This is a genomic window from Stenotrophomonas sp. STEN021 (assembly GCF_056760175.1).
Map to the genome: position 1 here is coordinate 1 of NZ_JBRREH010000055.1, position 12,443 is coordinate 12,443.

A 12,443-nucleotide genomic window follows, 5' to 3' on the forward strand; every position below is an offset into this window, starting at 1 on the left:
GCAGAGGACTTCCCGGTAAAGCCCCTGCCGAGCATGGCTCGGCACTACCACCCCCCTCTCCGCTTCGCGAAAGGGAGGGAGCAAACCCCACCGTTACTTTGTCCTCATAAACCCGAACCGGGTTTCAGGCGATAATCCGCCCAGCGCCGGCGTGTTGCCCGCGCACTCCCCCGTTTCGGAATTGCAATGAGCGAGATTCGCAAGGTACCGGCCTCTGCCGGTGCGGAATGGCTGCTGACCGGTTTTGGCCTGCTCAAGCGTGCGCCGCTGGCGCTGGGTTCGCTGGGCATCCTGTGGGGCGTCGGCACCTCGCTGGTGCTGTCGCTGTCGATGCTGGTGCCTGCACTGGGCACGGTGGTGCAGCTGCTGCTGCTGTTGGCCGGCCCCTTGTTCATGGGCGGCCTGCTGTGGGCCATCCGCGAGGTCGACCAGGGCCGTGTTGCCAAACCCTCGCACCTGCTGCAAGGCGTGCAGGAAGGCCGCGCACCGCAGCTGCTGGTCGCCCTGCTGCCACAACTGTTTGCCGCGCTGCTGCTGGGCACGCTGTTGCTGGTGCTGGTTGGCACCGATGGCCTGCAGCAGCTGTCGGTGGTGATGGTGAAGCTCAATGAGCTCAGCCAATCCGGCGCACAACCGGACCCGGCGCAGATCGAAGCCTTGGTGGCGACGCTGCCGGCCGGGCGCATCCTGTTGTGGCTGCTGTTGTTGATCGCCAGCTTCGTGGCGCTGACGCTTGCACTGTTCGTGATGCCCCCGCAGGTGATGTTCGAGCGCTCCAGCGGCATGCACGCACTGCGCGAAAGCCTGCGTGCCAGCATCCACAACCTGCCGGCCATGCTGGTGTTCTTCGTACTGGCCTTCATCGCCATCTTCGCGATCTATTTCGCGGTGATCATCGTGGCGCTGTTCATCGGCCTGATCGCCGGCCAGGTTGCCGCGATGGCAATCGCGCAGTTGCTGCTGATGGCGATACTGATGCCGGTCTTTGCCGGCGCGGTGTATGCGGCATGGAAGCAGATGCTTGCACCGGCCGATGCAAGCGGCCCGACCCTGCCGCCGGTCAGCAACGGTCACGTGTTCGAAGCCTGATCCAGAGGCGCTCACGTTGCTTGCAGCAAGGCCGCGCAGCGATGCGCGGCCTTTTTGTTTCACACCGTGTCGCGGCTGCGCTTGGTCAGGTACATGGCCTGGTCGGCAGCATGCAGCAGGGCATCCACTTCGGCGCCATCAGCCGGGTAGGCCGCCAGGCCGATGCTGGCGGCGATGCTGAGCGTGAGTGCTTCGCCATCGCGCTGGTAGTGCATCGGTGCCAGCAACGACTGCGTCACCCGCTCCATCAGATGATGGGCATCATTGATGTCGTCGAGCTCTTCAAGCACCAGCGCGAATTCGTCGCCGCCCAGCCGGGCCACGGTGTCATTCTCACGCAGCGCGCCACGCAACCGCGCAGCCAGCTCGACCAGTACCGCATCACCGGTGCCATGGCCCCAGGTGTCGTTGACCGCCTTGAAGCGATCCACGTCCACGTAGACCAGCGCGAACATGCCGCCGTTGCGTTGCGCGCGGTGGTGGGCGCTCTCCAGCCGGTCCATGAACAAGGCGCGGTTGGGCAGCCCGGTAAGCATGTCGTGCATGGCCAGGTGGCGCATTTCCTGCTCCATCTGCTTGCGCTGCTCGACTTCGATCTCCAGTTGGCGGTTGCGCTCGGACAGCTCACTCAACGCATCACGCAACGCCACCCGGTGCCGGTACAACTCCAGGAAAACCTGCACCTTGGACAACAGAATGGTCGCTTCCAGCGGCTTGGCCATATAGTCCACCGCACCAAAACCATAGCCCTTCAGCCGGTGCACGTCGTCGGCATACGTCGCCGTGACGAAGATGATCGGGGTCTGCCGGGTGGTTTCTTCCTGCGACAGTATCTCGGCCACTTCAAAGCCGTTGATGTCCGGCATGTAGACGTCCAGCAGCACCAGCGCGAACTCATCATCCAGGGTGGCTTTCAGCGCATCGTTGCCGCAGGCCGCCTCAACCACTTCCACGTCGAGCTTGGCCAGCACCCGGCGGATCACCAGCAGGTTGGCGGGGTTGTCATCTACGGCGAGGATCTTGGGGCGCTGCACTGCCACCGGCTTGGTCACGAGCATAAGGCTTCCAGCAAAAAGGGAATTTCGGGCAACGGCAGGCAATAGTCAGCGCCTGCCAGTTCCAGTGCGGCGGCCGGCATCATAGCCACTTGCGCCGTTTCCGGGTCCTGAACGATCAGTGTGCCACCGGAGCGTCGTACCCGCGCGCACCCTTCGGCGCCGTCGGCATTTGCCCCGGTCATCAACACCGCCAGCAACCGCTCGCGCCAGACCTCGGCCGCAGATTCAAACAGAACGTCGATAGAAGGGCGTGAAAATGCCACCCGCGGGTCGATGCTCAGGGCAAAACGCCCGTTGCGCTCGATCAACAGGTGGTAGCCGGACGGCGCCACATAGACCCGCCCGGGCTCGGGCAGCTGGCGCTCTTCGGCCTCCTCCACCGGCAGCCCACTGCGGCTGGCCAGCAGCTCGCAGAACACCCGCATATCCTCCGAACCACTGTGGCAGACCACCACCATCGGCACCGGCAACGGCGCTGACAGGCCGCCCAGCAATTGATGCAGGGCAGCAAGCCCGCCCGCCGAGCACCCCACCACAACGGCTTGTGGAGGCTGCCCGGATGCGGTTTTCACAGTAAGCCACCGGCATTGCGGTACAGCCGCAGCTCCGCGTCCAATGGCACGAAATCGCGCGCACTGGGGGCGAAACGGATCGACTCGCGGTTGCCCAGGCACAGGAAGCCGCCACGGCTGAGGCTGCTGCGGAACAGGCCGAGCACCCGGTCCTGCAGCGTGTCGGAAAAATAGATCAGCACATTGCGGCACAGGATCAGCTGGGCCTCGGTGAACACGCCATCGCAGACCAGGTTGTGGTTGGCGAAGGTGACCCGCTCCTTCAACCGCTCGTCCAGCTTCATGAAGTCATAGCGGGCGTGGTAATAGTCCGACAGCGTATGGCGGCCACCGGCCGCCAGGTAGTTCTCCGAATACAGGCGCGCATCACGGATCGGGAAGATGCCTTCCTGTGCCTTGGCCAGGGCTTCGTCACTGAAGTCGGTGGCATAGATCTGGCAGCGCTCGTACAGCCCGGCCTCCTTCAGCAGGATGGCCAGTGAATAGACTTCCTGCCCGTGTGCACAACCGGCCTGCCAGATATTGATCTGCGGGTAGGAAGCCAGCACCGGGAAGACTTCGTCGCGCAGCTTGCGGAATACCGCCGGGTTGCGAAACATCTCCGACACCGGCACCGACAGCTTGGCAATCACCTGCGACACCATGTCGTCTTCGCGTAGCACGCGCGCGGTCAGCTCGCTGACGCTGGGCAGGTTCAGTCCATTCGCCAGCGCCAGCACCCGCCGCTTCAGCGACGACGGCGCGTAACCGGTGAAGTCATAGCCATGCCGCCGCGACATCGCGGTGATGAAGGCATCAACCTCGATGTCGTCGATGTCGTCACGCTGCGCTTGCGGCGCAATGGGGCCTACTTTTGAAGCCATACACGCATCATCGACAACAGCTTGTCCATGTCCACCGGTTTGGTGAGGTAGTCATTGGCGCCGGCATCCAGGCACTTGTCGCGATCACCATGCATCGCCTTGGCGGTGACCGCGATGATCGGCAGGTTGTTCCACTGTGGCAGCTTGCGGATTTCGCGGGTGGTCTCGTAACCGTCCATGCCCGGCATCATGATGTCCATCAGCACCAGTTCGATGGACGGGTTGTCCTGCAGCTGCTGCAGCGCCTTGTAGCCGTCCTGGGCCATCGACACATTCACGCCACGGGCGCGCAGCGACTTGGACAGCGCAAACAGGTTGCGCATGTCGTCATCGACCAGCAGCACCTGGCGGCCACCCAGATTATTGTCATCGGATGGCGTGGCGCTGGCACCGCGTGAGCCGATGCTGTGCAGGAACAGGCTCACTTCATCGAGCAGCCGTTCGGGCGAACGCTGGCCCTTGATCACGATGCTGTCGGTGTACTGGCGCAGCTTGAGGCTGTCCTCGCGGCTCAGGTCCTGGCCGGAGTAGATCACCACCGGCGGCACTGCAACCAGCGTGGCGGCCTTCTCCAGGAATTCGATGCCGGAAATGCCGCCCAGGTTGAGGTCCAGCACGATGCAGTCGTAGCTGTGGGTGGCGATGCGCTCCAAGGCCTCCTCGCCCGAGGCGACCTGGTCGATCTCGACGTTGTCGGCCTGCAGCAGGCGGGTCAACGCCAGCCGCGAATCCGGATCGTCATCGACCAGCAACAACTTGCGCACGATCTTGCCGGCCACATCCAGCAGGTGGTCGAACGCGGCCACCAGTGCCTTGCGATCCACCGGCTTGGTCAGGTAGCCGACCGCACCCAGGGCCACGCCCTTGGCGGCCTCATCCACGGCGGAGATGAAGTGCACCGGGATACCGGCGGTGACCGGGTCATGCTTGAGGTGCTGCAGCACCGACCAGCCGTCCATGCCCGGCAACATCACGTCCAGCAGGATGCCGGTGGGGCGATAACGGCGTGCCAGTTCCAGGCCGCTTTCGCCATCGGCGGCGGCAAGCGCGCGGTGGCCCTTGCGGCGGATCAGGTCGACCAGGATGCGGGCGAAGGCCGGGTCATCTTCCACTGTGAGAATCACCGTTTCGCCGGCGGCGATGGCGTGGCGATCATCGGGAATCCAGTCGATCAGCTGCGCGGTGGCGACACGGGCCGGGCCCGGCGTGGGCGCAGGCCGTTGTTCGATGGCGGCCTGGCTGGCGGCAACGGCGCTGTTGATGCCGGCCGACAGCAGCGGCAGCACCAGGCTGAAACTGCTGCCCTTGTTCTGCTCGCTGTCCACCACCAATTGGCCGCCCAGCAGCTGCGCCAGACGCCGTGCAATGGCCAGGCCCAGACCGCTGCCACCGTAGTGGCGGCTGGTGCTCGAATCGACCTGCTCGAAGGCCTCGAAGATCGAGTCCAGGCGTTCCTCGGGAATACCAATACCGGTGTCGCGTACCGTCAATGCCACATGCTGGTCCTCGGCCGCCGCACCGATACGGGTCAACATGGCGGTGTTGGCCATCGCCAGTTGCAGGGTCACCGAGCCTTCGCGGGTGAACTTGAAGGCGTTGCCTAGCAGGTTGTTGAGCACCTGCTGCAGCTTGGAACGATCGGTGACCAGGGTCTCGGGCATCGACGGGTCGACGTCGATGGCGAACTCCAGGCGGTTCTCCATCGCCATGTGGCGGAAGTGTCGCGTGACCTCGCGGGTGATGGCATCTACCCGCACTTCCTCGCGATGCACGTCCATCTTGCCGGCCTCGATCTTGGACAGGTCGAGGATGTCGTTGATCAGCCGCAGCAGGTTGGAACCGGAATCGTGGATGACCGCGGCGGCCTCCACTTCCTCCACATCCAGGTGCCCACTCTCGTTCTCGGCCAGCTCCTTGGACAGGATCAGCAGGCTGTTGAGCGGGGTGCGCAGTTCGTGCGACATATTGGCCAGGAAGTCGGTCTTGTACTGGCTGGCGCGTGCCAGTTCCTGCGCCTTGAACTCGGTTTCGCGCTGCAATACCTGCAGCACGTCCTTCTGCTCGTTGAGCACTTCGGTCTTCTGCCGCAGCTCCTCGTTGGAAGCCTGCAGTTCCTCGGCCTGCACGCGCAGCTCTTCCTCGGAAGCGGACAGACGCTGCGCCTGCTCTTCCAGCTCCACGGTCTTGCCCTGCAACTCCTCGTTGGTAGCGCGCAGTTCTTCTTCCTGCGTCTGCAGCGCCAGCTGCGAGCGTTGCAATTGCTCCGCCTGCGCGCGGGTATGGTCCAGCAGCAGCTGGGTCTCGTCGGCGCGACAGATATTGTCCAGGCCCAGCGCCACGGTCGGCAGCACGGAGTCGATGAAGGCTTCCTGGGTGGCATTGAAATGGCCGAAGGTGCCGAATTCGAACACGCCCAGCAGGCGGTCCTTCAGCAACAATGGCACCGCCACCAGATGGCGCGGCTGTGCTTCACCCAAGGCCGAGTGCACACCGAAAAATTCGTCCGGCACCTGCTGCACGCTGATGCGCTTGCGCTCCAGCGCGGCCTGGCCGATCAGGCCATCGCCCAGCGCGTACTGCAGGCCCAGATGCTTGCGCCGCTGGAAGCCATAGCTGCCCTGCAGGCGCAGCTGCTGGTCTGCCTCGTTCCAGGCAAAGAACACGCCGATCGGTGCATCGATGCGCGGCGCGATCTGTGACACCAGCGCCTGCGCGTAGTCATCCGGGGTCTGCGCCACCTGCAGCTCGGCACCGACTTCACCAACACTGAGCTTGACCCAGTTGGCATCGCGCGAAGCCACCGAATTGCGCCGGAACACCTCCATCGCACGGGCCATCTCGCCGATCTCATCGCCACGGCCGAGGCCATCGATCTCTATCTCCAGATCGTCGCTGGCCAGCCGCGTCATCTTTTCGGTGAGGCGGTTGATCGGCGTGATGATCACCCGCGACACCAGCCACAGGATAGCGATGGCGATCACCAGGCCGATCACCAGCAGGGCCAGCGAAATATCGTGCGCCTTGGCGATCCACAGGCTCATCTGCGCCCGATCATTCAGCATCAGGCTGACTTCGGAGTTGTAGATGCCATCCAGTGTTTCCGCCAGGGCATTGCCCTGGCCGCCATTGCTGACCGCATGCAGCATCTCAAGCTGGCTGCGTGGCGCGGCATCGCCAGCCGGGCGCAGTACCGCCATGACTTCACTGTCCCAGAGGCGTGCCTGCTGCTGGGTGCGCCGCAGGCGCTCGGCCACGTCACCGCTACCGGCAGCAACCACAGCCGCCTCCATGGCCGCATCGCGGCGCTCGCGCAACTGGGTGAGCGCCTCCATCTGCCGCTCACCGTCCCCCAGCAGGTAGCTGCGGATGGCTATCTGCTGCAGCCGCACCGCCTGGATGGCGTCTTCGATCTGGTTGATGACCTCAAGCTGCACCGCCTCGCGCTTGCGCGCGGCGTCGTCCTGCCCGGAGGTCCGGTAACTGACCACACTGGTGGCCAGGAAGCACAGGAAGAACAAACCAAATGCCGCCAGCATCTTGTTCAGCAGCGACAGATTGTTGATCCAGCTCTCTTTCTTCAGCGTCATGCAGGTATTCCCCCGGGTGCCACCACGCCTGCCCATCCGCGCGGCATGTTTCAGTGAAAATAGCGCAGATTGCTGACGACCGCCTGCTACGGTTGAATCAGGGTGCCGCGGTCTTGCCCTGGTCGCGTGGCTGCAGCCAGCGCGAGGCATGTATACCCAGCTCGTAAAGGAAACACATGGGGATCGCCAGCATCAGCTGCGACACCACATCCGGCGGGGTCAGCACCGCCGCCAGCACAAAGATACCGACGATCGCGTAACCGCGGCCTTCACGCAGCTGCTGCGGGCTTACCCAGCCCAGCAGGACCAGGATCACCATCGCCACCGGCAGCTCGAAACTGGCGCCAAAGGCAAAGAAAATGGCCAGCACGAAATCCAGGTAGGCATTGGCATCCGGAGTGATCGCGATCACTTCCGGGCGGAAGGTGGTCAGGAAGTGGAACACCGCCGGCAGCACCAGGAAATAGGCGAACGCACAGCCGATGTAGAACAACGCCACCGCCGAGCCCAGCAAGGGCAGCGCCAGGCGTTTTTCACGCGCATACAGGCCTGGCGCCACGAACGCCCAGGCCTGGTACAACAGCCAGGGCACGGCAACGAACAGGGCAGCGAAGAACGTCAGCTTCAGTGGCGCGAAGAACGCGCCGGCCGGATTGGTGGCAATCATCGACTGCCCGGCCGGCAGCTGCGATATCAGCGGTGTCGCCAGGTGGGTGTACAGGGTGCGCGAGAACGGCAGCAGCGCCAGCAGCACCACGCCCAGCCCAAGCAGCCCGCGCATTACCCGTGAACGCAGTTCGATCAGGTGCTCGATCAGGCTGCTTTCGTTGAAATCCGCCGCACTCATGGCGCCCGCTCCTGGCTTGGCGGGGTCTGCCCGGCACTTGCCGGCACATCATCCAAGGGGATGCTGCGGTTGAATTCAGTTTCGGTGGCAGGGTCACTGACGGGTGCAGCGGCCGCTTCGTGCGGAGCAAGCCCCGCAGCTGCGGATGGCTGTCCATCGCTCGCGTCGGCAGACGCCAGCGGGCGTGGCTCAATGGTGCGTGGCTCGATTACCCGCTCGGCGGCCGATTCCGGCAGCTCCACTTCACGCTTGAAAGCATCGGCCTCGTTGCGCACCTGTCCGGCCTGGTCGCGCAGCCCGGCCTCGGCCTGCTGCATCGACTGACGTACGTCCTGCAGGTTGCGCTTGAGCTCTTCGGCGTGCAGCTCGCGCTCCAGCTCCTGCTTGACCGAGTCCCACTGGTTGCGCGCACGGCGCACCCACAGCCCGGCAAACCGCGCTGCCTTGGGCAGACGTTCCGGGCCGAGGACCACCAAGGCAACCACTGCGATCAGCAGCAGTTCGCTGAAGCCGATATCAAACACGTCGTGCGCTCTGGGTCAGCGCGCGTCGCGGTCGTGCTCGGCCTGCTTTTCGGCGCTCTTTTCGGCGCCGCGCGACTCGTCGCTCAGCTGTGCAGCCGGCTTGTCCTCGTCACGCATGCCCTTCTTGAACTCTTTGACTGCACTGCCCAGATCCTTGGCGCCGCTCGTCAACCGCTTGGTGCCAAACACCAGCAGCACGATGACCAGCACGACCAACCAGTGCCAGATGCTGAAACTGCCCATGATCTGCTCGCGTTATCTGTGTGGAGGTTGTCGAGCATAGCGCACCAGGTCTTAATTGATCGCTATGCCAAAGGTCAGTTGCCGCCGTCCAGGCTTTCGGTGCGGATCTCGCCTTCGGAGACCGGCTGGAAGCCCTGCTGCGGTGCCGGTTCAGCGGTGGCCTGCTGCAACGGCGCAGTGGTTGCGGTATCGCTGCCGGCCGTGGTGACCGCCGGCGCCTGCACGCTGACCGCATTGCTGCGCGGCGCGCTTGCCACCACCGGGGCAACGCTGCCCTGGGTGCCACGCTTTTCGCGCGCGGTATAGGTGGACTCTTCCAGACGATCACGGAAGGACACGACATCGGAAGATGGGGCGGTATTCAGGCGGCCCTCCAGGATCATCCGCGGCGTGGTGTTCTGGCCGTAGGCATCCAGGTTGGCGGCATCGTCGATCTGCAGCACCGCACCGTCCAGCGCCACGCCGGCGAACAGGCCGCGCGCGCGCGACCACGACCAGATTTCAGCCTTGAGCTGGCCGTCGGTAGCTGCCGAGGCATTGCGGCCAACCGGTCCGGCGGCGACACCGGCGTCGGCGCCGAGAGTGAACTTGCCGTTGACGATGTTGTCCAGGCTGCGGTCGTTGCGGAACACCAGGATCACATCCGAAGACTGCACGCCGGCCTGGAAGCCGATGCTGCCACCGGTAAGTTTGATGAATACGGGGTTGGACCAGCTGCCATCGGCCATCTTCACCGACATCAGACCGTGGCCACGCCGCCCACCCAGCACCAGACCGGCCTTGATGGTATCCGGCAGGACGATGATGGCGCGGCCTTCATCCAGCAGCTTGTCCGGGATGGACTGCTCGGGGATGTTCTGGATTTCACTGAGCACCCGCACCGCATTGCGGGCACGCTGATCTTCCTGCGGACCGGCGACAGCAGTGGCGGACAACAGGCTCGCGGACAACAGCAGCACAAGGCACGGCAGGCGGCGCATGGGTAACTCCGTAGGTCGATGCATAGAAAGATAGCGCAAGTGCCTGAAATTAGTAGCGCGGCTCTGAATAGCTGGTGAGCGGGTGTGAGGCATGATCACCCGTAGTGCCGAGCCATGCTCGGCAGGGGCGTTACCGATGATCCCCGTGCATGGCTGGCTTGGCGCCATGGTGAAAGCCCCTGCCGAGCATGGCCCGGCACTACACCCAGACCCGCAGCGCTCCCTTCTTTGCCCATACCTGCGAAAATGACCGGATGTCCAACGCCCCCACCACCGCGTTGCTCGCGGTCAATCTAGGCACGCCCGACACCCCTACCGCTCCCGCGGTGCGGCGCTATCTGGCGGAATTTCTCAGCGACCCCCGTGTGGTGTCGATCCCGGCCTTGCTGTGGAAACCACTGCTGTACGGGTTGATCCTGCCGCTGCGCAGCGGCCGCTCGGCGCAGAAGTACGCCCAGGTCTGGTTGCCCGAAGGCTCACCGCTGGCGGTCCATACCCGGCGCCTGGCCCAGGCCATGCAGCAGCAGCTGCCACAGTGGCGGGTACGCGAAGCCATGCGCTATGGCCAACCCGCCATGCTGTCGGCACTGGATGCATTGGCTGCCGAGGGTATCCAGCGGATCGTCGTGCTGCCGCTGTACCCGCAGTACTCGACCACCACCACCGCTTCGATGGAGGACCGCGTGCAGCAATGGCAGGCACGCAACCCGAAGGTGGCGGTGCAGACCATCCGCGACTATGCCGACGACCCGGCCTGGGTCGCCGCGGTCGCCACCTCCATTGCCGATTACTGGGCCGAACATGGCCGTGGCGGCAAGCTGGTGTTCTCCTTCCACGGCATCCCGCAACGCCTGGCCGACGCCGGAGATCCCTACCCGCAGCGCTGCGAAGCCAGCGCCAAGGCCATTGCCGCAGCGCTCGGCCTGACCAGCGAAGAATGGGAACTCGCCTACCAATCGCGGTTTGGCCGCGAGCGTTGGCTGCAGCCCTACGCCGAGCCACGGCTCTGGGAACTGGCCGAGGGCGGCATCAAGACCCTGGACGTGGTCTGCCCGGGCTTTGCCACCGATTGCCTGGAAACGCTGGAAGAAGTGCAGATGGGCTTCAGCGAAACCCTGGCCGAACGTGGCGCACGCATGCGCTACATTCCCTGCCTCAACGACAGCCCTGCCCACGCCACCGCGCTGGCAGCATTGGCGGCAGCGCAAACGGCATGAACGCAACGCCTTTTGAACTGCAGCTCGATGGCATCCGCGTGGCCGGCCTGCGCACCGGCAACCCGGAAGGCCTGAAGGTCCTTGCCCTGCATGGCTGGCTCGACAATGCCGCCAGTTTCCTGCCGCTGGCCGCACAGTTGCCGACGCTGGACCTGGTGATGGTCGACCTGCCCGGCCATGGCTATAGCGACCATCTGCCGCTGACCACGCCGTACACCACCCCGCACGCCATCGTGCAGACCCTGGCCATTGCCGATGCGCTGGGCTGGGACCGCTTTGTATTGCTCGGCCATTCAATGGGCGCTGCGATTGCCAGCCTGGTCGCCGCCGTGGCCGGTGAGCGCGTGCAGGCACTGGTATCGATCGAAGCACTGGGCGGACTTGCCGCGCCGGCCGACGAAACCGTGCAGCGCCTGCGCACCTATGTACAAGCGATGCTGAAGCTGGATGCCAAGCAATTGCGGGTATTCCCCGACCTGAGCGCACCGGTACGCGCGCGGATGATGGTCAACCAGCTCAGCGAGGCCTCGGCGCGGCTGCTGATCGAACGTGGGGTCAAACCGGTCGACGGTGGCTGGAGCTGGCGTAGCGACCCACGGCTGATGCTGCCCACCGCGGTACGCATGACCGAGGAGCAGGTCTGCGATGTGGTCAGCGCCATTCTCTGCCCGGTGCAGGTGATTTATGCCACGCCAGCCCAGGCCTACTTCCCGGAGCCCGAACGCAGCCAGCGCGCGGCGCTGCTGCCCGATGGCCGCCTGCACACCCTGCCCGGCCATCACCATGTGCACATGGATGACCCCGAGGCGGTCGCCGCAATCATCCAAGGCTTCATCGCGACATTGCCCGACCCCAGCTGAATATGGAAGCCGATGCTAACCGCATCGGCTTCAGTAGTAGCCGCTGCAGCCGATAACACCGGCATTGCCGTAATCGAGAAGATGTCCCGCAGCCCCGCAACGGGTGCTGCGCGCCCCACCATCGCATGCCCCCCCGCCCCGCCCTTCGGCCCGGTGTCATCACCGGCCTGATCCTGCTCGCCTGTTGGCTGGGCTGGACCACCACCAGCGTTGTCGCGCTAGGCCACCGTCCCACCGGTGACGAAGCCGCGGTGACGGCGCTGGTGGATCGACTGCGCGCGCAGGGGCAACTGCCTGCAACGAACGCACCGTTGGCGATCCGCCTGAGCACTCCCGGCTGCGCCTGCGAACAAAGCGAGCAGGCCTGGCAGCAGATCAGTGCTGCGTTGCAGGCACAAAGCGGACTGGCCATCTCACTGAACACACTTGCCGCCCATGAGCTGCTGCTGTTGGCCGCCGATGGCAGCCCGCTCTATGCCGGCCCCCTGCAGCCCTCCGCGCTGGCCTGTGGCCGCAGCAGTGCAGCGCTGGCCAGCTGGCTGCCTGCGCTGCTGGCCGAACACACCCCACCCTTATTCCTTCCGCCCAGCTGTTCCTGTTGAC

Annotated in this window: 12 protein-coding genes; 4 read left to right on the forward strand and 8 right to left on the reverse strand. The window is 64.7% G+C overall.

Translation table 11 applies throughout. The annotated features are described in order from the left end of the window. Positions 1 to 186: 186 nt before the first annotated feature. Positions 187 to 1,089, forward strand: coding sequence for a BPSS1780 family membrane protein (locus tag ACVOL0_RS12740; protein ID WP_481549420.1), 903 nt, complete (start codon positions 187 to 189; stop codon positions 1,087 to 1,089). A gap of 59 nt (positions 1,090 to 1,148) precedes the next feature. Here ACVOL0_RS12740 and ACVOL0_RS12745 read toward each other — a convergent pair whose 3' ends face one another. The 8 genes from ACVOL0_RS12745 to ACVOL0_RS12780 form a co-directional block, all read right to left on the reverse strand. Then, positions 1,149 to 2,147 carry a diguanylate cyclase domain-containing protein gene (locus ACVOL0_RS12745; RefSeq protein ID WP_481549421.1) on the reverse strand — a complete coding sequence of 333 codons (999 nt, stop codon included), beginning with the start codon at positions 2,145 to 2,147 and terminating at the stop codon, positions 1,149 to 1,151. Further along, positions 2,138 to 2,719, reverse strand: a complete 582-nt coding sequence (locus ACVOL0_RS12750) for a chemotaxis protein CheB (RefSeq protein ID WP_481549422.1) — start codon at positions 2,717 to 2,719, stop codon at positions 2,138 to 2,140. Before ACVOL0_RS12750 ends, ACVOL0_RS12745 begins: the two co-directional genes overlap by 10 nt. After that, positions 2,716 to 3,582, reverse strand: a complete 867-nt coding sequence (locus ACVOL0_RS12755; RefSeq protein ID WP_481549423.1) for a CheR family methyltransferase — start codon at positions 3,580 to 3,582, stop codon at positions 2,716 to 2,718. Before ACVOL0_RS12755 ends, ACVOL0_RS12750 begins: the two co-directional genes overlap by 4 nt. Then, positions 3,567 to 7,169 carry a hybrid sensor histidine kinase/response regulator gene (locus tag ACVOL0_RS12760; RefSeq protein WP_481549424.1) on the reverse strand — a complete coding sequence of 1,201 codons (3,603 nt, stop codon included), beginning with the start codon at positions 7,167 to 7,169 and terminating at the stop codon, positions 3,567 to 3,569. The genes ACVOL0_RS12755 and ACVOL0_RS12760 overlap by 16 nt, the downstream gene beginning before the upstream one ends. Positions 7,170 to 7,266: 97 nt before the next feature. Continuing rightward, positions 7,267 to 8,016, reverse strand: coding sequence for a twin-arginine translocase subunit TatC (gene tatC, locus ACVOL0_RS12765; protein WP_481549425.1), 750 nt, complete (start codon positions 8,014 to 8,016; stop codon positions 7,267 to 7,269). Further along, positions 8,013 to 8,540: a Sec-independent protein translocase protein TatB gene (tatB, locus tag ACVOL0_RS12770; protein ID WP_481549426.1), complete on the reverse strand. Its 528-nt coding sequence runs from the start codon at positions 8,538 to 8,540 to the stop codon at positions 8,013 to 8,015. The genes tatC and tatB overlap by 4 nt, the downstream gene beginning before the upstream one ends. A gap of 15 nt (positions 8,541 to 8,555) precedes the next feature. Then, positions 8,556 to 8,783, reverse strand: coding sequence for a Sec-independent protein translocase subunit TatA (tatA, locus tag ACVOL0_RS12775; RefSeq protein WP_481549427.1), 228 nt, complete (start codon positions 8,781 to 8,783; stop codon positions 8,556 to 8,558). A 74-nt stretch (positions 8,784 to 8,857) separates the two neighbouring features. Then, positions 8,858 to 9,763 (reverse strand): lipid-binding SYLF domain-containing protein, encoded by a 906-nt coding sequence (locus ACVOL0_RS12780; RefSeq protein ID WP_481549428.1) that lies wholly within the window; start codon positions 9,761 to 9,763, stop codon positions 8,858 to 8,860. A 254-nt stretch (positions 9,764 to 10,017) separates the two neighbouring features. On the opposite strand from ACVOL0_RS12780, the gene hemH reads away from it, so the two are divergent. The 3 genes from hemH (at position 10,018) to ACVOL0_RS12795 (ending at position 12,442) form a co-directional block, all read left to right on the forward strand. Continuing rightward, positions 10,018 to 10,980 (forward strand): ferrochelatase, encoded by a 963-nt coding sequence (gene hemH, locus ACVOL0_RS12785; RefSeq protein ID WP_481549429.1) that lies wholly within the window; start codon positions 10,018 to 10,020, stop codon positions 10,978 to 10,980. Beyond that, positions 10,977 to 11,840 (forward strand): alpha/beta fold hydrolase, encoded by an 864-nt coding sequence (locus ACVOL0_RS12790; protein WP_481549430.1) that lies wholly within the window; start codon positions 10,977 to 10,979, stop codon positions 11,838 to 11,840. Before hemH ends, ACVOL0_RS12790 begins: the two co-directional genes overlap by 4 nt. 125 nt (positions 11,841 to 11,965) lie before the next feature. After that, entirely contained in the window at positions 11,966 to 12,442 is a 477-nt protein-coding gene (locus tag ACVOL0_RS12795; RefSeq protein WP_481549431.1) for a hypothetical protein, read from the forward strand. Position 12,443 lies beyond the last annotated feature (1 nt).